The sequence below is a fragment of the Fischerella sp. genome, from assembly GCF_013388695.1.
Lineage (GTDB): Bacteria > Cyanobacteriota > Cyanobacteriia > Cyanobacteriales > Nostocaceae > PCC9605.
Genome location: NZ_JACAEU010000150.1, coordinates 46,727 through 68,010 on the forward strand (window position 1 = coordinate 46,727; position 21,284 = coordinate 68,010).

Annotated in this window: 18 protein-coding genes and 1 pseudogene; 14 read left to right on the forward strand and 5 right to left on the reverse strand. The window is 41.3% G+C overall.

Translation table 11 applies throughout. The features are described from left to right. Positions 1-248: 248 nt before the first annotated feature. Both murC and murB read left to right on the forward strand, forming a co-directional pair. On the forward strand, positions 249-1,712 hold the full coding sequence (murC, locus tag HXY43_RS20245) for a UDP-N-acetylmuramate--L-alanine ligase (protein WP_290886792.1): 1,464 nt from the start codon (positions 249-251) through the stop codon (positions 1,710-1,712). A 122-nt stretch (positions 1,713-1,834) separates the two neighbouring features. Then, positions 1,835-2,830, forward strand: a complete 996-nt coding sequence (gene murB / locus HXY43_RS20250; RefSeq protein ID WP_290886795.1) for a UDP-N-acetylmuramate dehydrogenase — start codon at positions 1,835-1,837, stop codon at positions 2,828-2,830. Positions 2,831-2,900: 70 nt separating this feature from the next. Here murB and HXY43_RS20255 read toward each other — a convergent pair. Continuing rightward, positions 2,901-3,965, reverse strand: a pseudogene (locus HXY43_RS20255) (pheophorbide a oxygenase); the annotation flags it as partial. Between the two features lie 69 nt (positions 3,966-4,034). Then, positions 4,035-6,032, reverse strand: a complete 1,998-nt coding sequence (gene uvrB, locus HXY43_RS20260; protein WP_290886798.1) for an excinuclease ABC subunit UvrB — start codon at positions 6,030-6,032, stop codon at positions 4,035-4,037. 269 nt (positions 6,033-6,301) lie between these two features. Between uvrB and HXY43_RS20265 the strand changes: the two genes are divergently transcribed. From HXY43_RS20265 to HXY43_RS20300, 8 genes are all read left to right on the forward strand, one after another. Continuing rightward, positions 6,302-6,781: a hypothetical protein gene (locus tag HXY43_RS20265; protein WP_026731659.1), complete on the forward strand. Its 480-nt coding sequence runs from the start codon at positions 6,302-6,304 to the stop codon at positions 6,779-6,781. Between the two features lie 364 nt (positions 6,782-7,145). After that, positions 7,146-7,328, forward strand: a complete 183-nt coding sequence (locus HXY43_RS20270) for a CsbD family protein (protein ID WP_026731658.1) — start codon at positions 7,146-7,148, stop codon at positions 7,326-7,328. 221 nt (positions 7,329-7,549) lie between these two features. Beyond that, a complete protein-coding gene (locus tag HXY43_RS20275) occupies positions 7,550-7,987 on the forward strand; it encodes a hypothetical protein (protein ID WP_290886802.1) in 438 nt (145 codons plus the stop codon). 81 nt (positions 7,988-8,068) lie between these two features. After that, complete coding sequence (locus HXY43_RS20280; protein WP_290886805.1) at positions 8,069-8,593, forward strand: hypothetical protein; 525 nt, start codon at positions 8,069-8,071, stop codon at positions 8,591-8,593. Positions 8,594-9,195: 602 nt separating this feature from the next. After that, positions 9,196-9,903, forward strand: coding sequence for a PEP-CTERM sorting domain-containing protein (locus tag HXY43_RS20285; RefSeq protein WP_290886808.1), 708 nt, complete (start codon positions 9,196-9,198; stop codon positions 9,901-9,903). An 80-nt stretch (positions 9,904-9,983) separates the two neighbouring features. After that, entirely contained in the window at positions 9,984-10,841 is an 858-nt protein-coding gene (gene crtA, locus HXY43_RS20290; protein ID WP_290886811.1) for a cyanoexosortase A, read from the forward strand. Positions 10,842-10,846: 5 nt separating this feature from the next. Then, complete coding sequence (locus tag HXY43_RS20295) at positions 10,847-11,509, forward strand: cyanoexosortase A system-associated protein (protein WP_290886814.1); 663 nt, start codon at positions 10,847-10,849, stop codon at positions 11,507-11,509. A 44-nt stretch (positions 11,510-11,553) separates the two neighbouring features. Next, entirely contained in the window at positions 11,554-12,258 is a 705-nt protein-coding gene (locus tag HXY43_RS20300; protein ID WP_290886817.1) for an HpsJ family protein, read from the forward strand. Positions 12,259-12,402: 144 nt separating this feature from the next. On the opposite strand, the gene rpe is transcribed toward HXY43_RS20300, so the two are convergent. Then, positions 12,403-13,110, reverse strand: a complete 708-nt coding sequence (gene rpe, locus HXY43_RS20305; RefSeq protein ID WP_290886820.1) for a ribulose-phosphate 3-epimerase — start codon at positions 13,108-13,110, stop codon at positions 12,403-12,405. Positions 13,111-13,383: 273 nt separating this feature from the next. Between rpe and HXY43_RS20310 the strand changes: the two genes are divergently transcribed. After that, positions 13,384-14,970, forward strand: coding sequence for a S8 family serine peptidase (locus HXY43_RS20310; RefSeq protein ID WP_290886823.1), 1,587 nt, complete (start codon positions 13,384-13,386; stop codon positions 14,968-14,970). Between the two features lie 200 nt (positions 14,971-15,170). Beyond that, positions 15,171-16,493, forward strand: coding sequence for a serpin family protein (locus HXY43_RS20315; protein ID WP_290886826.1), 1,323 nt, complete (start codon positions 15,171-15,173; stop codon positions 16,491-16,493). Between the two features lie 81 nt (positions 16,494-16,574). Here the strand turns inward: HXY43_RS20315 and HXY43_RS20320 are convergent, their stop codons facing one another. Then, positions 16,575-17,771: an AI-2E family transporter gene (locus HXY43_RS20320; RefSeq protein ID WP_290886829.1), complete on the reverse strand. Its 1,197-nt coding sequence runs from the start codon at positions 17,769-17,771 to the stop codon at positions 16,575-16,577. Positions 17,772-17,876: 105 nt separating this feature from the next. On the opposite strand from HXY43_RS20320, the gene HXY43_RS20325 reads away from it, so the two are divergent. Beyond that, the gene (locus tag HXY43_RS20325; RefSeq protein ID WP_290886832.1) at positions 17,877-18,329 is read left to right on the forward strand and encodes a hypothetical protein; all 453 of its coding nucleotides are present in this window, start codon (positions 17,877-17,879) and stop codon (positions 18,327-18,329) included. A 308-nt stretch (positions 18,330-18,637) separates the two neighbouring features. Beyond that, entirely contained in the window at positions 18,638-20,056 is a 1,419-nt protein-coding gene (locus HXY43_RS20330; protein WP_290886835.1) for an LCP family protein, read from the forward strand. 161 nt (positions 20,057-20,217) lie between these two features. Here the strand turns inward: HXY43_RS20330 and HXY43_RS20335 are convergent, their stop codons facing one another. After that, positions 20,218-21,117, reverse strand: coding sequence for an alpha/beta fold hydrolase (locus HXY43_RS20335; RefSeq protein WP_290886838.1), 900 nt, complete (start codon positions 21,115-21,117; stop codon positions 20,218-20,220). Between the last annotated feature and the right edge of the window lie 167 nt (positions 21,118-21,284).

Genomic DNA, 21,284 nt, shown 5'->3' on the forward strand with positions numbered 1-21,284 from the left:
TTTGAAAATACAGTCGTTTGTGTCCCGAAGGTGCAGAAATTCACAGAATAAACATAATATTGGTTTAAAAAGAGAAAAAACTACTAATGAGGTTAAAATCAATCTCAACCAGTAAAATCTGAGCACAAAAATTTACTGATTAGGAACATGAAATTTATACAGAGGTAGTATCGTTAAAAAACAAAATCCTGTTATGATACGCGTGTCATTTGTGAAGATTGTGTGGTGTGGTGTTAGAGGATTAATCAATGAAGAATTCTGTAGACTTTAGCGGTAGACCTTTTCATTTTATTGGTATCGGCGGCATAGGTATGTCTGCTTTGGCATACGTGCTAGCAAAGCGTCAATTGCCGGTTTCTGGTTCGGATCTTCGTCCTAATCACATAACCTGCAAATTGGAATCTATCGGAACTCATATTTTTGCTAAACAAGAAGCAAGCAATTTAGAATTCTTTCGCCCAACAGTCAACGGTAATCAAGTAGTCTTAAATGCTGAAGATGAAGAGCCAAATTTAGAATTGGCACAACTACCACAAGTTATTTGTTCAACAGCAATTAACACAAATAATTTAGAATACAAAGCGGCTATAGAATTAGGCTGCCCAATATTTCATCGTTCTGATGTATTGGCAGCTTTAATTGCTGAATATGACAGCATTGCCGTTGCCGGAACTCATGGTAAAACCACTACAAGTAGCATGATTGGTTACATGCTATTGCAAGCGGGGTTAGACCCCACGATTTTAGTAGGTGGTGAAGTCAATGCTTGGGAAGGTAACGCTAGGTTGGGACAAAGTCGCTATCTGGTGGCGGAAGCAGATGAGTCTGATGGTTCGCTAGTTAAACACGCTCCGGAAATTGGTATTATCACCAATATCGAACTGGATCATCCCGACCACTACGACAATTTGGAAGAAGTAGTGCAGATATTCCAGACCTTTGCTGAAGGTTGCAAGACGTTAGTCGGTAGCATTGATTGTGCAACGGTGCGCGATCGCTTCCAACCAACAATAAGTTATAGTTTATACCAAGATACAGGTGCGGATTATACCGTTACCAATATAGATTATCGTGCCGATGGCACCACTGCTTTGGTTTGGGAACAGGGTAAAGCTTTGGGTGTGTTAAAGTTACGTTTGCTCGGTCGCCACAACCTCAGCAATGCCCTAGCAGCGGTGGCCGTTGGTCGAGTTCTAGGTTTAGAATTTGGAGAAATTGCTAAAGGACTGGCGACCTTTGAAGGTGCAAGACGCCGTTTTGAATTCCGGGGTGAAGTTGATGGCATTACCTTCATCGATGACTACGCCCACCATCCCAGTGAAATTCGCGCTACTCTGGCTGCTGCGCGCCTGCAAGCAAGACCAGGACAAAGAGTAGTAGCCATATTCCAACCCCATCGCTATAGTCGCACACAGGCATTTTTTGAGGAATTTGCCCAATCTTTTACTCATGCCGATGCAGTCTTACTTACTGATATTTACAGTGCTGGGGAAGCCAATTTAGGACAGGTTAGCGGTGAACAACTCGCACAAGAAGTTGCCAAGTATCATCCGCAAGTCAACTATCAGGCTAATTTAGCTTTGATATGCGATTTTTTACAGCAAAATCTGCGCCCTGGAGACTTGGCGCTGTTTCTAGGAGCTGGGAATTTGAATCAAGTGATTCCGGAAGTAATCGCAACACTTCGTCAGCCGGCTACAGCCACATCCTGAAGTCATGAAGGAAGTGTTTTTAATGGCATTGACGTTAGTCTCGCAATGCTTCCATTGCCTCAAATTATTACCGTATTTCTACGGCGAATAAACATCAAAATTAAACTAAAATTTTGGTAAATATGAAAATTTCCCAGGCAGCTGTAAATGTCTGCACAAACTCTGGCTTGACTGCAAGTAAAAAACAATCGACTTATTCCGAAAACAAGGAAATTCGCTTACCTGGTACCGATTACGCGATTAGATCGCAAGTTTATCTGTCAGCATATACTTCCTACAGAGTGGGAGGGCCAGCAGAATGGTATATTGCTCCACGAAACATAGAAGCAATGCATGCTAGTGTCAGGTATGCAAAAGAACAAGGTTTACCAATAACAATACTAGGAGCAGGTTCTAACTTGTTAGTCAGCGATTGCGGTATACCGGGCTTAGTCATCGCTACCCGCCATCTCCGTCAAACTCACTTTAACCAGGAAACAGGTCTGTTGACCGTTGCTGCTGGAGAACCAATTCCTGGATTGGCGCTGGAGGCAGCAGAGCGGGGTTGGCAAGGTTTAGAATGGGCTGTGGGTATCCCCGGAACCGTCGGTGGTGCTGTAGTGATGAATGCAGGAGCGCACGACAGCTGCATTGCAGATATCTTAGTTAGTGCTCAAGTACTTTCACCCGACGGTACACTAGAAACCCTCACTCGTGAACAATTCGGTTACAGCTATCGCACTTCCATTCTCCAAGGAAGCGATCGCATAGTTACCCAAGCAACTTTTCAACTGCAACCAGGAGCAGATCCGGCACAAGTAATCGCAAACACCAAACAACACAAACTGCACCGACTAACAACGCAACCTTACGACAAACCCAGTTGTGGCAGCGTTTTTCGCAATCCCAAACCTTACGCCGCAGGTTGGTTAATTGAACAAACCGGTCTCAAAGGCTTCCAAATTGGTAACGCGCAAGTAGCACAACGCCATGCTAATTTTATTGTCAATTGTGGTGGTGCTAGTTCTTGGGATATTTTTAATTTGATCCGTCACGTTCAATACCAAGTACAAGACCGCTGGTCAATTTTACTAGAACCAGAAGTCAAAATGCTGGGAGAGTTTCCAGTTGTTTGTTGATAGTTGCGATTAAGCAATTATATTGAGGTTTGTAGTAAGCACTTAAGTGCTTACTACGAACTTTTTATCTCTATTTATCCGCATGCACGTAGTCCACAAAGTAAAATTTAGGACTAAGCCAGAATTTCAGCCAAGCGTAAGCTGCTAGACCTAATAATGCCGTCACAATCAAAGGTAAACCGAGTTTGACTCGAAGTGTATCGGGAAGGAGAACAACTCCACAAACAGTAATTGCAAAGTACGCCAAAAGTACCACTTGCAAGCGTTGCACAACCTTTAGCGCACCTCGACAGCTACTACAATACTGGGTGTGTTGTTTGTAGCGATCCAAGATTTGTTCGCGATTGTTATTGAGATTGCGGAATTCTGGAACGCTTATTCCAACTTCACTCCACGGTAGCTGTCCGTGACAATACTTATCAAACCAATTTCTAAACTCTATTACTAACTTATCTGCACTGGTAGGTAGCTTATAAGCAGTTTTCCAGCTTTGAGTAGTTTTTCTCTGTTGAAGAAAATATTCTTGCTGCTGTAAAAGAACCATATCTCCATCGATCACCGCATTGCGCTCGCTTATGTGTTCCCACCAACGGGGTGTAAGATGATGGAATGTTTTGGCAAAGTTACGAGAAAACAGAGCTACAATCCTAGATTTACCTGGACAAACTGGCATGCAGTAAGTAATAAGTCCAAACTGTCTTCCAGAGTCGCCAACACTGATAGTATACTCCAAGCGACAAGGCGGTTCAAAAGTGATTGTTGTTTGAAAGCGCCTAGAAGTAGTTGCTTCAATCAAGTTTGGTGTTGATTGCACAATTTTGATCGGGATTGGTTTTGCTTTTTCGCGATCGCCCTGTACCCCATGATGAGCAAAAGGAACATGACTGGGATCTGCCACATTTTCAATCAAGGTTTGCCAGTCGTATTCTAAGTCGCGTACAAAAGAAGACCAAACAAAACCTTTGCTTGCATCTAGTTGTGGTGACAGAGGTAAGGGTGTAGTCGCAGCCACATCACCTGATTTAGCATCAAGCCAAACCCAAAGTAAATCCTGTTCCTGACGAACTGGCAATGTTACTGCACATAGGTTTTCTTGATTCTTACTCACAAGTTCAGGATTTTCTGCTTGCGGAATGCGATCGCCTATTTTAGGCTATGAACTAAAAAGAGACGCGATCAATTGCGTCTCTACAACAGTATCTATCTAGCGTCCCACCAACTTATCCCGCAGATGCTTTATCTTATCCCGTAACTTCGCCGCCTCTTCAAATTCCAATTTTTTCGCCGCTTCTTTCATCTGCGCTTCTAATTGAGTAATCAATTCTGGAATATTTTCTAACGGCAACTCATCTATATGTTGATCGACTGTTTCTAACTCTTGAGCATTCAACCTTCGTGATACTTCCAAAAAAGACAAAATCGCGTTACTTGATTTTTTAACTATCGGCTGGGGTGTAATTCCATGCATGCGGTTGTATGCCATTTGAATACCACGACGGCGTTCGGTTTCTTCAATGGCTTTAATCATGCTATCGGTGAGGTTATCGGCATACATAATTGCTTGTCCTCGGACGTGACGCGCTGCTCTTCCGATAGTTTGAATTAAGGAACGTTCCGCACGCAAGAAACCCTCTTTATCTGCATCTAAAATTGCTACCAAAGAAACTTCTGGTAAATCTAAACCTTCCCGTAACAAGTTCACGCCAACCAAAACATCAAAGTTAGCATCGCGCAAGTTCTGAATAATTTCTATCCGTTCAATGGAATTAATCTCCGAATGCAAATACCTAACTCTAATTCCATTTTCTTGGAGATACTCAGTTAAATCTTCCGCCATGCGTTTAGTTAATGTGGTAATTAACACCCGTTCATGGCGGTCTACTCTATCTTTAATTTCACCTAACAAATCATCAATTTGCCCTTCTGTAGGACGGACGATAATTTCTGGATCAAGTACACCAGTTGGTCGAATAATTTGTTCAGCTACATGACCTTCGGAAACTTCTAATTCCCAATCTCCTGGAGTGGCAGAAACAAAAATACACTGGTTTACCTTTGCCCAAAATTCTTCTGCTTTCAAAGGGCGGTTATCAGCGGCGCTAGGTAGGCGAAAACCATGCTCAATTAAAACTTTTTTTCTAGCTTGATCGCCGTTGTACATACCACGAATTTGCGGCACGGTGACGTGAGATTCATCAATTACTAACAGCCAATCTTTAGGAAAATAATCAATTAAACATTCTGGTGGTTCTCCGGCTTGCCTTCCGGCTAGGTGGCGGGAATAGTTTTCGACGCCGTTGCAGTAACCTACTTCGCGCAGCATTTCCAAGTCGTAGCGCGTACGCTGATCTATTCGTTGCGCTTCTAGTAATTTCCCAGCTGATTCTAATTCAGCTTTGCGCTCTTTTAATTCTTGGGCGATCGCATCACAAGCTTCCTCTAACCTTTCTTCTGGGGTAACAAAGTGACGTGCGGGATAGAGGTTCACTGCTTGCAAACTCTGGAGTATTTCACCCGTCACCGGATCGACGTAACGAATCGCGTCAATTTCATCACCAAAGAACTCGATGCGGATAATGCGGTCTTCGTAGGCTGGCCCAATTTCTAGCACATCACCCCGGACGCGAAAACGTCCCCGACCTATTTCTAGATCGTTACGGCTGTATTGTACTGATGCTAAATCTCGTAAAATTTGCCGTTGATTAACTTCCATTCCTACCTGGAAGGGAATCGCAGCTTTAAGGTATTCTGCGGGTATTCCCAAACCGTAGATACAGCTAATCGATGCAACTACAATAACATCACGGCGTTCAAATAGCGATCGCGTCGCTGAGTGCCGCAACATATCTATTTCATCGTTAATGGAAGCAGTTTTTTCAATATATGTATCGGTGACAGGAATATACGCTTCTGGCTGATAGTAATCGTAGTAACTAACAAAATACTCTACAGCATTGTTAGAAAAGAACTCTCGTAACTCATTACAAAGCTGTGCAGCGAGAGTTTTGTTGTGGGCTAGCACCAGCGTAGGTTTGCCAATTTTCTCGATCGCTGATGCTATTGTAAATGTCTTCCCAGTTCCCGTCGCTCCTAGTAATGTTTGATAACGGTTGCCAGCTTGGATACTAGCAACTAATTGTGCGATCGCTTGTGGCTGATCGCCTGTTGGACTGAAGGGTGCTTGAAGACAAAATTCTGTCATACAAGTTTTGCTGTAAGTAACCTATCTTAATAGTAGCGAATGTACGCTTAGAACAAAGTAGACACCGAGTATCTATCTTGTTTAGGCAATTTTTGCAATCTTTCTTAAACAATCTTTACACTATTTGATGTTTATTTTTACTTATGTGTAGAGTTTAAATAAACATATACATATACAATAATTTTTAAAGTTAAACTTTGATATATAAGAAAAATTTCACTTCTCAGAAATATTCTAAAAATCACTTAATAATCTAGAGGTGCTGGGTTATGACTGTCAGCAGCAATGGTAAAGGAGTTAGTCCTCGCCAAAAGCGTGCCAAATTAAAGGGGGAAACTACTGTGGAAGTCGAAAACAACCAAAGTCAAAACTCAAATACAGATCAAGCAAATAATATGCCAGTGCAGCTAGAATCATCAAACAAGTTAGAAGTCAGCGATACACTTGCTATTTCTGGAGTGCGTCCCATCGCTGCTAGCGACTTGCAAGTTGCTGAAACAGTTTCAATTTCTGGTGTACGTCCGATTAGCACCAGTAGTTTGCAAGTTGTAGAAACCATGAACATCATGGGTATACGTCCCATCACCGCAAACACAGTGCATGTAGTTGATACTATTAACTTATCTGGAATTCGTCCTATTGCTTCCAGTTCCCTGGTAATTTCTGAAACTTACTCTGTGATGGGCAACCGTCCAGTAGCATCAAATATAATTGATGATTCTGAATCTATGATGGGTTTTCTTGATTAGATAAAACCATAATACCCGTAAATTTATTAACCCGGTTTCTCAAGCAAACCGGGTTTATTTATTGGATAATTTTGTTGATTTTTGATTGTTGGTGATTTAATACTAACTACTGAAAGGGTGAATTTAGTCGTGTATTTGTGTGCCTGAAAGACAGGATATTTATTAAAACCAACCCCTACTAACTATTCCCTATTACCTATTCCTTATTCTCTATTTTTATCTCTCTTTGAGCATAGTAATTAATATACCTAGCGGAAGAAGTAGATAGCAAAAAACATAGGTTAAATTGTAAATATAAACACAAAAACATTCAAGATTGATTGTCAATTCTTGATGTTTATATTATGAAATAAGGAGTACCAAAATGAGCTTAGAAGATAGAGCAAAAGCTACAGGTAAAAATGTAGAAGGTAAAGCTCAAGAAGCATGGGGAAACGTTACTGGCGACCCACAAGATAAAGCAGAAGGAAAAGCAAAACAAGCAGAAAGTGAAGTACGTCACGGTGTTGAAGACGTGAAAGATAACGTCAAGAAAAAGCTTGACTAGAACTACATTTTTAGCTGCGTATCAACAAAATGATTCCGGGTGCATTCTACTTTAGTGAAAAACTGCCCGAACTATAATTAACGCGCTTTTTTTCGCGCGGTTTTTGAGAAGTCCGCGTCAGCGGACTTTTTATTTACTGCCAAATTTGTAGGTAATAAGGCATAAATCTACTAATTTAGTGAATTTTAGTCTTCACCACTGTTTTCGAGGAGGCGACAATAATGAGTCTGCTACAGCAGAGTCGCAAATTTTTGACGGCTTTTGTTTTAATTTTAGTCCTGACGATTACGACTGCTTGTGGTGGTAATGTTACTCAAGTTGACCGCACTACACCTCCGCCAGGAGTTGGTCGGGATGTAACTTATTCACAATTAGAGCGAGGAAATACCGCTGCGGGACAAACTTTTGGTGACTGGGTTGTGCAAACATCTCGGGGGTTAGTTAAAGATGCTTATGTGCGCGATAACAACAAGTTAGGTGTTGTTATTTCCCCACAAGTTCGTCCAAATGAAGTACGTCCTTTAGCAAGATCCCTCGTTGAAGGTTTTCGCAAGAATTTCCCCAATCAAGACTTAACAGTTTTGGTATATGCACCCGACAAACAACTGATTTTGACAGCTAGGTATGATGTCCAAAGCAGGCAAATTCAGTACAGCTAGGAATTGATGTTTGTTGTTTGTTGTTTGGTGTTTGGTATCGTAACGACCAACTACCAACATTAAGAAAAGGAGATTAGTACAGTGACTAGCAGTGAAGAGTACAAACGCCAAATAATGAGAGATTTGGCTCAAGGGGATGTTGAATCGCTAGATGATGTTCCTAGCGATCCATCACAGCAGTATCAAAACTTTGATGATTTTGCTCAACGTAGTACGTTGGATCAACGTCGCCAAATGTTTGAACGGTCTTTACATCCAGACCGCATTCCTCCCAGCCAAATGGAACCGGAACTACAAAAGGCGATCGCTAATATTAAGCCAAATGAACGAGATGATGTAGCCCGTGCCTTTTTCAAACACTTCAAACAAAGAGGACTGGACGAACGTCATTTAGAGCAACAGCTTGGTCTTTCTACTCGCAACCCCAATCGCATGGGTGCTGATGATGTCAGCAAACTGGCCTCTTTTGCTTATCACAACTACCCCGACATTTTCCGAGAAGTGCTGGCAGAACAACCAGCTATTATCAAGTTTCTCAGCAATCCCATTGTGGGAGCTATTTTAGGACTTGCTGCGGCCAAGTGGTTAGGTGGTCGTAACAAATAAGCCTTGGGTGTTGAGTGCCAAACAAAAAAACGAGGGTATAGATTGCAACCCTCGTTTTTTGCTCATGTAGAGTAGTGCGATCGCAATCATTGGTGGGATTTCATCAATATACAAACACGACACTATAGGTAACTAAAATGACTCAGTACAACTATGCTCATTAGTTTAGTGTCACCGTAAAGACACTTACATACCGTTTGAACTTATTAATTTTACTTTACATAAACTTTACAAATTCTTTAACTAAAATATCTTATGTAAGTCCTATGAAGTTTGATTTTTACCAAAATTCAAACGTTTTTGAGTGTGAATTTTTTGTAAAATTTAGTAGGTGGCGTTTATTTCTACTATAAAATTAGTATCGCTTATTACTAAACTTCTTGGAAATCAAATTTAAAAACATCGCTAAGAGCTATAAAGTTAATGCGATTGTTTGGGTTTCCATGATGTTTATAAGTCCTTATTATCAGGGGCACTGCGATAGGGAAACAAATCTCCTGTCGCTATAATTTTAAAGTGCAACTGCTCAGAGATACTTAACGAAATCTCACTCCAGGGAGAATCTACCATCAATTTTTATATTCGTTAGGGGAGTGAGTTCAATGACTGGATTTCAGCTCGGAAAAAAATTAGGCAAGGCTGATTCTAGGGCAGCATTGAATAAATTTCAGATGAGAAAAAAGTTGCTAAAGGCTACAAATGTAGCGACACTTGCTGCTGTTGTAGTGGCGACGGTTAGCGCAGGACAGGCTCAGGCAGGTGTTATTGGCTTTGACGATTTGCCTGAATCTAAAATTGCAATCGATAATGGCTACGCAGGATTGAATTGGCATAATTTTTATTACCTTAATACTTCGACTTATGAATACAATCCTTCGGGATATGCAAATGGAACAGTTTCAGGTTCAAATGTAGCCTACAATGCTTTTGCAAATCCAGCTGCTGTAAGTATTGATAGTGGTGCATTTAATTTCAACAGTGTTTATTTAACAGGAGCTTGGAATGATGATTTGGATATTCTAGTAGAAGGTTTCTTAGATGGGGAATTAAAGTACTCAAGAGAAGTAACTGTAGATACAAATGACCCTGAAGAATTTCAATTTAATTTCTTGGGTATAGATTTTTTAAGGTTTACTTCTTTAAATAGCGGTACTCCTGCTGGGTATCAAGGTAGAGGTTCTCATTTTGTGATGGATAACTTTAACTACAACACAACAAAATCTGTCCCCGAACCTTTGACAATATTAGGTTCATTAACAGCAGGAAGTTTTGGTTTGGCTTTACATCGGAAATACAAGCGCAAAGAATAGCAAAATAAGCCACTTGATTAATCTGCGAAAACAGGGATGAGATTACTAAAAGCTTGAGAAAAAAGCCGCTGCAAGAAGAAATGAGAACTACCAAATTAACAGCAGTCAAGCGACTGTATAACCAAAAATTTTGGCTGTTAGCAATAGGAGCAGGTTTAGTTGCAATTCACCTAACTCTCACTTGGAAATCAGAAAATTCTGATCTTTTAGGTACAAGTTTTTTATATTGGCTAGCTGTATGTTTTTTAGTTTTTGAAAAACACGATAATTTAAATCTAGAAAGCGGAATTGTACCAAGTTTTTTAGGTTTATCATTAATTGTGATAGCACTCATAAAAAGTGCAACTATGACCAGTTTTGGAGGATTTTTATACCTCTTACCTCTAGTTTTTGCCCTTGGTCTTGCCTTGATAGCTTCTGGCTTTAAAGGATTGAAGCAGTATGGAGGTGAGTTACTGGCGCTATTTTTTATAGCTTTACCAAAACTATTACCAACTGAGCTAGTTAATATAACACCATTCACTGCCAAGCTATCGGCTTTTATGCTTTGGTATACAGGCTTTGAAGTGAATCGTTCTGGATTGAATATTTATTTACCAAATGGAAGTATAGAGGTAGCTAGTGGCTGTTCGGGTATAGAACTTATTTCGCAGATGTTGGGATTAGCACTTCTTTTCTTGTTGATGTTTCCGCAAAAACGGAAGCAAAAAATCATTGTACCAATCGTAGCTGCTACATTAGGATTTATTGTCAATTCTGCACGAGTTGCACTCATGGCTTTTATAGTGACAAAAGACGATATGGATGCTTTTGACTACTGGCATAGTGGAGATGGATCTCTTATATTTTCAATGATTGCTGTTCTGCTTTTTGGTTTATTCTGTTGGTTTTTAATTGAACATAATGAACCTAAAAATAAAGCCTCTAGGTCGTCATAAAGCAAATGAGGATATGGAAAAAACTCCGCCTTTCATTATTAATTTTAACTAGTGGTAGCATTTTTTTTGTTTTAGGGCTAGTTATTCTGTTGCCGAAACAATACAATCGTACAGCTACTCCCATTATTTTCCCAGAAGCAGTATCGATACCAAATTGGCAATTTAAATCTAGTAGTTCTCTCCCTCTGCTCGCAGAAAATTATCCTGAACTAATTGCCCAAAGAAATTATCAGTATGCTCTCAACAGTTCGCCCTTAGATATTGAAATGCGTTATGTCAAAACCTCAATAGGAGATGTTAAAACACTCATTAGAAAATACACAGAAATTTCATCATTTGATGCTATGCGTCAGCAAGAGGGTGTAGGCTACTATGGGCTAGGGTTTGACCAAAAAAGAGCTTACTTAAGTGCTTGTATTAATCCTGAAGGTAAAAGTACTTTTGATGGTAAACAGTTTAAACAACATCAGCAAAAATCCGATCGACGCTGGCAGCGTTTATTGCCTTGGTTATTGGGTCAGGAGAAACTAACAAACGATAGGTACTGTCTTTTGGCTCATTTATCGATTCCTTTAAACGCTTCTTCTCCAGAAGCTGCCTATAAAGTCTTGGAAAAAGCTTGGTTTACCTGGTATCAAGATTGGCGTTATCGTTTGCCCAAACATTGAATTTTGGACAACTGAATTCTTTAGTGTAATATTTCGCAAGGAAAATGACTAAATCTAAAGGCGAGAAGTTCATTCCTCAACAATTTGTTTTAACACAAGAAAGTTCGCTAGTTATTATGCGATCGCTAGGCTATGGTCTATTGATATTATCTTTGTTTGATTGGATAGCAATGTTTATCCCATCAAACTTTATGAACCCTGTTTGGGAATTTCAAACTTTAGGAGCAATAGTAGAACGTGTACCTGTGCCTTTAATTGGGCTAGCACTGATATTTTATGGAGAACTGCATTCACGAAAAACATGGGAATTTCCAATTTTGAAATTCTTATCTTGGCTCACTTTATTATTTACGCTATTGTTTATACTACTAGTCCCTTTAGGAATTTTTAATACTATCCGGCTCAATAACCAAAATGTGTCGCAAATTAATAACATATCCAAGCAACAAATTACTCGCGCTCAAGAGTTGGAAAAGCAGCTGAACCAAGTTACACCTGAACAAATAGATAAATTTCTCAAAAACCAAGGTCGCTCATTAGAAGGTAAGAAACCTGAAGAAGTTAGAAATATACTTTTAACGCAAGTGTCTCAAGCTAAAGAACAGATCAAGAATCAAGCAGAAGCTGCTCAGTCTTTTCGAGGGCTAAACTTAATCAAGACTTCCGTGAAATGGAATCTTGGTGCTTTAGTAGCTGCTGTTTTGTTTTTTGGTTTTTGGAAAGGAACCGATTGGTCAAGAATTAGCTAGCAATAGTTAGTGGTTAGTGGTTAGTAGGGGCGGGTTAAACACGTTCTTGCAGTGGTGTAAAACAAAAACAAAGGGCGATTAAAAGCGATCGCCCTTTGTTTTTATGAGTTAGATTAGGTTTTATCCCTAGTCTCCAATCCCTTCTTAAACCTTGGCTAGTTCAGGTGTGGGACGCTTGCTGTCACGAATAGCTGCGATCGCCTCTTTATAATCCTTGGCGTTAAACACAGCGGAACCAGCTACAATCGCATTTGCTCCAGCTTCCAAAACTTGCCAAGTATTATTTGCTTTCAGTCCTCCATCCACTTCGATCCAGGGATCAAGTCCGCGTTCATCACACATCTGACGCAACTTGCGGATTTTGGGAACTACACTAGGAATAAAGCTTTGACCGCCAAAACCAGGGTTAACGCTCATAAGCAATACTAAATCGCAAACATCCAGCACATACTCAATCAATTCCAAAGGTGTGGATGGGTTGAGTACAACACCAGCTTGTTTGCCAAGTTCTTTGATTTGGCAGAGAGTACGGTGTAAGTGTGGTGATGCATTATGCTCGCAATGCACGGAGATAATATCTGCACCAGCCTTGGCAAAGCCCTCTACATACTTTTCTGGTTCCACAATCATTAAGTGGACATCCAATGGTTTTTTCGTAACCGGACGAATCGCCTCCACTACCAGAGGACCTATTGTAATATTAGGTACAAAGCGACCATCCATCACATCAACATGAATCCAATCTGCTCCCGCCTCATCTACGGCGTGTACTTCTTCTCCCAGACGACTAAAATCGGCTGATAGGATAGATGGAGCAATCACAATCGGTTTTTTAGATAGGGTTTCGGTCATGGCTAGTGGATATTTATGCGTCCTTTTCTGTAAGTATTGTAACAAGACTTGAGTAAAGGCTCACTAGTTTGATATAGCCTTCTTTAGAAAGATGTGGTGTAGACGCCTCTAGGGCGACTTCCCCTAGGATTGAGGAGAGTAGAGAAAGTGGGAGGAGTGGAGTAAGTCGGGGAATAATAACTAATGACCATTGACCATTGACTCTTAACTCTTGACTCTGTACAGACGTGCCATGGCACGTCTCTACAACTCTTGACTTTATTACTCTTGACTATGGTGAAAAATAAAAGCTGGATCTTTTGGGGATTAATTGCTTCCTGCTTGGGTATGCCAGTAATTGCTTTGGAAACTTCCATTAGTATTAACGGCATAGATGCTCTTAGGCTACATAAACCACCGTATAATTTAACTGGTCGCAAGATTGCCATTGGTCAAGTGGAAATTGGGCGGCCAGGTAAGTTTGGCGTGGATAAAGCCGTCTCTAAGAATCGTTCTTTGAATTTAGCCGGTGTTTTTTTACGCAATGGCCCTGCCAAGTCAAATAGTGGTGTTGATCCTCACGCCTATAACGTTGCTGGGGTGATGGTCAGTACAGATAAAGCCTTCCCAGGGATTTCTCCAGGGGCACGGCTATACTCATCTGCTGTCGGTTCCACTAAAATGGGTCAACCAGAAGAGTGTTTGTCTGCACAGCACATTGCCTTGCAAAATAGCGGCGATATTCGTGCCATTAACTTTAGCTTTGGCGAACCGTTGAACCGCGATCCACGACCGGCTGCTGTTTTGGATGGAAACGCCTTGCTAACCCAATGCATTGATTGGTCTAGTCGCGTTCACAATGTCCTGTATGCGGTTGCTGGCAACCAGGGTAAAGGAGGAATTCCTATCCCTACCGATAATTTTAATGGAGTAAACGTGGCTTTTTCCTCTCGTCGAGGAGGAATTTTTAATAAAGTAGACGTTTCTAACTTAGTGGCGACTACTGAAGCTATGTCCCTTCGCTTGGCCGGAAAGGAAATCAATCTAGGACCGCGTCGAACCATCAGTTTAGTTGCTCCTGGTAGTAACATTCCTCTGCTCAATCCAGATGGTAAATTGAATAAGGTCACGGGTACTAGTTTTGCTGCCCCTCACGTTACAGCTACAGTTGCCCTATTGCAAGAGTTTGGCGATCGCCAACTGCGGACAAAACAACCGAATTGGAGTCTTGCTTCTCGCCGACATGAAGTGATGAAGGCAGTGTTAATGAACTCGGCTGAGAAGATCAAAGATGTTGGTGATGGTTTGCGCTTAGGAGTAACCAAGACACTAATTGACAAGCAAAATCAAGATTGGTTTAATTCTGACGCTTATAAAAACCCCAAAATTCCCTTAGATTCTCAAATGGGAACAGGTCATTTGAATGCGTATCGCGCTTATCAGCAATTTAGTGTCGGTCAATGGAATCCATCACAACCTGTACCGACCGTTGGTTGGGATTATCGTAATGTTAATGCTGGGTCTTATGTAGAATACGTTTTAGCAAAACCATTACAGCAGCAGAGTTTTGTTTCCATCACCTTGGCTTGGGACAGATTGGTGGAACTAAACGATAAAAATAATAATGGTCTGTTTGATGCCGGGGAAGATTTTCGCGATCGCGGTTTGAACAACCTTGATATCTATCTAGTTAAAAACGATACGACAATTGCGGATACAGCCACTGTTTGCGCCTCGATCAGTGAAGTCGATAGCGTAGAACACATTTTTTGTCCTGTCCCCACTACAGGCAATTATAAAATCCGCGTCCAGTTTGCCAAGCAGATAAACCAAGCGACTCAGCCTTATGCCTTAGCCTGGTGGACTGTACCCGCTAGGTAGGGATGGGGGGAGTGGGGGAGTGGGCATTGGAAATAACCACTAACTACTAACCACTAACTACTAACCACTAACCACTAACCACTAACCACTAACCACCAACAATTCTCAATAAAATTGTTGCCAAAACTGTAACCACCAAATGGCTGTGTCAGCTGAAATGTCATAGTCAATTAGAACACTATGGCATGTGGTGTGAAAACATGAAGCAGAAATTTAGTAGTGCTTGGGAAAATTTCCTACAAAGACGTTATGCTGTTCGTTTGGGAAGGCGCTATGCTCTAGCAGCTGCCAGTGTAGTTCTTATGGGCGTGATTGGATGTTCCCAAGTCAATGGTAGCACAAGCGTTTTTGCTCAATCGAGTCCGCCTCGCTCAGAATCTCCTATGCCTCAAAAATCTGTCTTGCCTAATACTAAACTCATTACTGCTAATACAAAGTTTGGCTTTAAACTTTTTTCAGAAATTCTCAAACAAGACAGCGATCGCAATATTTTTATTTCACCTACCAGCGTGGCGATCGCTTTAGACATGACCTACAACGGTGCTGGTGGCAGTACGCAACAAGCAATGGCGAAGGCACTCGAGTTACAGGGGTTAAGTGTGCCAGAAATTAACTCCTCTAACGCGGCTTTAAAAGTGCTTTTAGAAAATCCCGATCCACAAGTTCAACTAAGTATTGCTAACTCGCTGTGGGCAAATCAAGACGTTAGCATTAAACCTGATTTTCTCAAAATAACTCAGGATTTTTATCAAGCTAAAGTAACAAATTTAAATTTTAAAGATGCAAGTGCGCCTGGCATTATTAACAATTGGGTTAATGAAAACACTAGTGGCAAAATTAAGAAAATAGTTGAAAACATAGAACCCGATCAAGTGCTATTTCTCATCAATGCAGTTTATTTTAAAGGCAAATGGAATAATGAATTCGACAAACAGCAAACTGCCCAATACCCTTTTTATATAACATCTGGTAGTCAGAAACAACATCCGATGATGTCGCAAAAAGATAAATATAATTATTATGAAAACGAGCAATTTCAGGCAGTAAGTTTGCCTTATGGTAAAGAAGCTAAAATTAGCTTTTATGTTTTTCTGCCCAAACAGAACTATAACCTTAAATCTTTCTATCAAAATTTAAATGCTGAAAATTGGGAAAAATGGATGTCTCAGTTTAGTCAACAAGAAGGTTTTATTCGCTTGCCCCGCTTTAAAATGGATTATGAAGTGACGCTCAATGAAGCTCTGAAGGTCTTAGGTATGGGTGAGGCTTTCACCAATCAAGCGGATTTTTCTGGCATCGGAGAAAATCTTGCCATTAGCGATGTCAAACATAAAACCTTTGTAGAAGTCAATGAAGAGGGTACAGAAGCTGCTGCTACTACTTCCGTAGGAATAGTAGCAACATCTTTACCAGCTAATGAACCATTCCGGATGATTGTTGATCGTCCGTTTTTCTGTGCTATTCGCGACAACCAAACAGGTAGTATTTTATTTATGGGTTCGATTGTAGACCCACAAGCGTAAGATAATAGCCCAAATCAAGAGTTAAGTTGTGGGAAGAAATGCTTCTGGCGAACGGGTGCGCCTACCTCTAGCAAACGAATGTTAAACCGACTGCGGGTTAATACTCTCTTTTGTACTTGTTTCCCCTATTGGTTTATGGCAAGATTCTTCTGTTTGTTCAGAAATATTAACAACAGTTTCCCCAGAAACTAAATTTTCTCCCATCTCGCTTTGATTGGACATAACGTTAGGACGCAAGGCACTTAAAGCCGTCTTAATCACTACAGCAGTGGGTACAGCTAAAATTACACCTAAAAGACCGCCTATTCTTGCTCCTGTCAAAACCGAAATTAGCGCCCACACTGGGTTTAAACCCGTAAAACTACCTAAAATTCGAGGGCCAATTAAGTTCTCTAGAATTTGCTGCACGATTACCGCTGCAATTACTACCCTCACTCCCATCCAGAAATCTTGTAGCATCACCAATATCGTAGTTAAGGCGATACCTACAGAACCTCCGTAGGGAACAAGAGCCATAATGCCAATACTTAAGCCAAATAGCAGACCAAATGGCACTTTCAGCCATAAAAAGGTAGGAATCAGAGCTGATGCCATACAGGTAGATAAAATCAATTGAGTGATAAAGAAATTTTGAAAGCTGAGGCGTACTGTTTGCGAAAAAGCGTCGCGAAATTTGCTTGGCAACCAATCTACCAAACTTTGCCAGAGTTCATCGCCATGCTGCAACAGATAAAAAGTCAAAACCATCGTCAGCAGAAAGTCCAGCAGGCTGGTGAAAGTGACTACCGCCAGATTCAAAACTTGTCCGGCGATCGCCTGCAATTGTCCCTTAACGCGATCGTTGATTTGCACCAGTAGCGCATCAAGATTAATAGGTAAACCCATGCTTTCGGCTTTCTCGTTCAAGAGCATCAATTGGGAGCGTCCAGAGTCAATCAATTCCGGTAAACGCGCCACCAACTGTTGAGCTTGGGTGAGAGCGAGAGGAACGAGTGTAACTCCTAATGCTAATAGAATCGATAAAGCCAATAAAAATACTAAAATGGCAACTTGCTCTCGCCTTGCACCATGACGCTCCATCCAACTTACAGGATAATTGAGCAGAAACGCTAGCACAGAGGCTGCAACTAAAATGACAATCAGCGAATGGAAGTAATGAAAAATTACTGAAATCGCCCAGCCATTGAGTACCAAAAGTGGGGCGAACAGAGTGATCGCGCCTATTCGAGCTAATGGTGTGAACGTCTGCCACCAGTCTAAGAGCTTGCGTGTCTGCATCTGCCGATTGCGGGATACAACTGAATATAGTCCTTCTTTAAAGCCTATTATCTCTGACTACATTACTCTGATTCATCCGTCTAATTTAGGATTGCACTCAACCATATGGATAACTTTGAACCAATTGATGAATTGTCTTTGTCAAATAAGAGGAAAGAAGGACATGAGGACAGGTCGACAGATCGCCACGGAGATTTTAGTGACAATATCTCCGCGTCATCTTCCCTACACCTAGTTTGGTATTTGATTCCCATTCTTGGCTTTTTCCCATCTCTGTGGACTCTTTATTGTCGCCAAGGCAGTAGGGAACAACTTGCCACCAGTCGCCTGTCAATTACTCTAGCTATTTTCTGGCTGTTGGGCTACCTGTTTTTAGCAACTGGGTCAGCAAATTTAGATTTTATGTCGATGCGTCTACTGATTCTAAATACCTTTTTGACCTCTAGTTACTTTTTGGTGAGTCTGTGGTTGATATTTCTCACAATTCAGGGCAAGTCCAAACGCCTACCAGTTTTTAGCCGCTTTGCTGAAGAAGTAATTGATAAGTATTTGTCCTAAATCCTACTTTAGGGTGATGGCAATTGATAATTTTAATGATGCTTAGATCTATTTTCTAAAATTTCACATATTAATTTCTCAAGCTATCTAGCCAAAACCAGCGTGATGTTGCCATACTTCATAATTAAACGCATAAAAGTCTTGCAATGAGCCAAAAAACCGCAGAATTACAGCTAGAAGTATTTTGGATAACACTTATGTACGCAATTTAGCACTAAATAATAAAGAGTTGGCTATTATAGTCAGAATTCATCTGTTTTCCTAAAAGCAGATTTACCAAGTATTGTTCAGCAAGTGTGAGGAAGTCTGTGACCATCAAAAAAGGTTCTGCGCCAGAAAACCATTCCGCACGCCGCTCTAAATCAAGGAAGAAAAATAGCATTAATCCAAAATCTGGACGTTGGCTATGGTTTTGGATGGGTATGGGTGGTATTGCGTTGGTTTCAGCAACTACTGGGGCGCTGTTGGCAGTTTCTTTAAGCAGCACACCTTTAATGCAAGCTAGTCTCAGTGCAGATGAGGCGGCTGTTTTTGGTAGCGATCGCATTTCTGGAGGTGGACTGCGATTCTCAGAATTAACTCGCCCTGTGACTATTTTAGTGATGGGGATGAGCGTACTGCCATCGGATGTCCAAAACCCTCCTGAGGAAACTAAAAATCTTGGATATCTGCCTCAGGTGAACTCCTTTGATGGTCTTGCCGATGTGATGCTTCTGATCAGGTTTGATCCAGAGAAGAAAAAAATGGTCATGCTTTCCATCCCTAGAGATACACGTGTAGAAATAGAAGGGTATGGCAAGAAAAAAATTAACTACACTAATGTGCAAGGCGGGCCCGCTTTATCTGCTAAAACCGTTAGCAACCTCTTGGGTGACGTGGGAATAGACCGCTATATGCGGATTAACGTCTTGGGAGTTGCCAAGCTAATTGATGCCTTGGGAGGAGTGACGGTTTATGTCCCCAAAGATATGAAGTATCAAGATGATTCCCAGCACCTGTACATCAACTTGAAGAAAGGCAAGCAGCATCTCAATGGCGATCAAGCCCTGCAACTTTTACGCTATCGTCATGATGAAAATGGGGATATTGGTCGGATTCAGCGGCAGCAAATGGTCATCCGGGCTTTAATAGATCAGAGCCTTAACCCTACAACTGTGGCACAACTGCCCAAAATTCTTAACGTCGTTAAAGAAAATATTGATACCAACTTAACAGTTGAAGAATTATTGGCATTGGCAGGTTTTGGGGTGCGAACAAATCGTTCCAACATGCAAATGTTGATGTTACCTGGTCGATTTAGCCAAAAAGAAGAATTTGAGGCTAGCTATTGGCTACCAAGTCGCCAGCGTATCAAAACTATGCTGTCTCAGCATTTTGATGTGCCAACTGATACTTTCCCTCAAGCCATTGATCCAGGCTCACTGCAAGTTGCAATTCAAGATAGTACAGGTAGCGAAGACGCTGACCTCACACCTTTGATCGAAAACCTGCAACAAGCAGGCTATCGTAATGTCTATGTAGCTAAAAGCTGGGGTGAACCTCTAGATGTGACTCACATTGTCGCTCAACAAGGAGACGGCGACAGTGCGGAATCAATTCGCGGTACTTTGGGATTTGGAGAAGTACGGGTAGAGAGTACTGGTAATCTTGGCTCTGATATCAGCATCCAAGTTGGTAAAGACTGGTTGCAACAACAAGATTTGCTTGAACAACCAAGCCAATATTAGGAAGGCACAAACAAGTCAAAAGTTAAAAGTCAAAAGTCAAAAGTTAGTGGTTAGTGGTTAGTGGTTAGTGGTTAGTAGTTAGTGGTTTTTAACTATGCCCAATGCCCAATGCCCAATACCCAATACCCAATGCCCGATGCCCGATGCTTACTCTCCCCATCTCATCTTGATCGCTCCCAGATCCAGTCCTGCAAAATCGGATTTACTAACTCAGGAGCTTCATCTTGAGGGCAATGTCCCACGCCTTCTAAAGGTATAAACTTGTGTACTTGTGGAAAGTTGGCTAACTCTCTACCTAACTGTATTGGTTCCCAAGGGTCAGCTGTTCCCCACAAAATAATTGCTGGACAGGGTAGTTGAGGTAAAAGGTCTTCGGGTAGAGGCCCTTGAGAATAAGAGGTAAAAGCAAGAAATACTGCTGCTGCTCCTGGATCGCTGGCTGGAGAAGTGAGAATATCAACCAACTCTTCTGTTACTGCTGTGGAATTGGCATAAGCTTTCAAAAGAATTTGCCGCACTGTTTTCGGTTTGGCAACTCTCTTAAAAAAGAACTCGCCAATTGGTTTAAAAGATAGTACGCGCTGCAAAAGAGGCGCTCCCACACGACGATGCCAGGGTAAATTTTTGCGTTTGCGATCGTGTAACAAGCGCAGGGAACAGTTGAGCAACGCTACTCCTAAAGCAATCTCAGGGTTGCTCACGGCTGCTTGCATAACTACAATACAGCCAATGGAATTACCAACTAAAAAAGCAGGCTCTCCGACCACTTCACGGCAAAAATCCGCTAACTGTTGTCCCCAAGTTTCAATTGTGTAGGCAATACTTTCACCGGGTTTGGGTTTAGCTGAAGCACCAAAGCCGATCAAATCAATCGCATAAACACGACAATTTTCTGCCAGCGCAGGCATATTTTTCCGCCAATGCCACCAGGAAGCTCCAAAGCCATGTACTAAGATAACAGCTGGCCCAGCACTTCCTTGGGATTGATAGCAAATGGAAAAGCCTTGCCAAATCCAGGTTTTTGTCGGAGTAAGAGCGATCGCAGAAGTGGAGGAGGTCATAGGTCTTTTATCAATCAAAGTCTTAAATATAGAAAGTAGAAGTAGATATTTGTGTCTTTATTGTGACTAAACTTTACAAAAATTCAAGTTCAATATCTTCCGAAGCTAAGTCAAAAGTTACAAAAAAGAATCAGCAGTTCTTTTTACTTGTTTTGACTTTGTCTTTA

Bases quoted from the DNA above. Each gene is read 5' to 3' on its own strand.
- murC (WP_290886792.1), top strand. From the start codon at position 249: ATGAAGAATTCTGTAGACTTTAGCGGTAGACCTTTTCATTTTATTGGT.
- uvrB (WP_290886798.1), bottom strand. From the start codon at position 6,032: ATGACAGAATTTTGTCTTCAAGCACCCTTCAGTCCAACAGGCGATCAG.
- crtA (WP_290886811.1), top strand. From the start codon at position 9,984: ATGAGAACTACCAAATTAACAGCAGTCAAGCGACTGTATAACCAAAAA.
- murB (WP_290886795.1), top strand. From the start codon at position 1,835: ATGAAAATTTCCCAGGCAGCTGTAAATGTCTGCACAAACTCTGGCTTG.
- HXY43_RS20270 (WP_026731658.1), top strand. From the start codon at position 7,146: ATGAGCTTAGAAGATAGAGCAAAAGCTACAGGTAAAAATGTAGAAGGT.
- HXY43_RS20275 (WP_290886802.1), top strand. From the start codon at position 7,550: ATGAGTCTGCTACAGCAGAGTCGCAAATTTTTGACGGCTTTTGTTTTA.
- HXY43_RS20315 (WP_290886826.1), top strand. From the start codon at position 15,171: ATGAAGCAGAAATTTAGTAGTGCTTGGGAAAATTTCCTACAAAGACGT.
- rpe (WP_290886820.1), bottom strand. From the start codon at position 13,110: ATGACCGAAACCCTATCTAAAAAACCGATTGTGATTGCTCCATCTATC.
- HXY43_RS20335 (WP_290886838.1), bottom strand. From the start codon at position 21,117: ATGACCTCCTCCACTTCTGCGATCGCTCTTACTCCGACAAAAACCTGG.
- HXY43_RS20325 (WP_290886832.1), top strand. From the start codon at position 17,877: ATGGATAACTTTGAACCAATTGATGAATTGTCTTTGTCAAATAAGAGG.
- HXY43_RS20310 (WP_290886823.1), top strand. From the start codon at position 13,384: ATGGTGAAAAATAAAAGCTGGATCTTTTGGGGATTAATTGCTTCCTGC.
- HXY43_RS20285 (WP_290886808.1), top strand. From the start codon at position 9,196: ATGACTGGATTTCAGCTCGGAAAAAAATTAGGCAAGGCTGATTCTAGG.
- HXY43_RS20320 (WP_290886829.1), bottom strand. From the start codon at position 17,771: ATGCAGACACGCAAGCTCTTAGACTGGTGGCAGACGTTCACACCATTA.
- HXY43_RS20265 (WP_026731659.1), top strand. From the start codon at position 6,302: ATGACTGTCAGCAGCAATGGTAAAGGAGTTAGTCCTCGCCAAAAGCGT.
- HXY43_RS20300 (WP_290886817.1), top strand. From the start codon at position 11,554: ATGACTAAATCTAAAGGCGAGAAGTTCATTCCTCAACAATTTGTTTTA.
- HXY43_RS20295 (WP_290886814.1), top strand. From the start codon at position 10,847: ATGAGGATATGGAAAAAACTCCGCCTTTCATTATTAATTTTAACTAGT.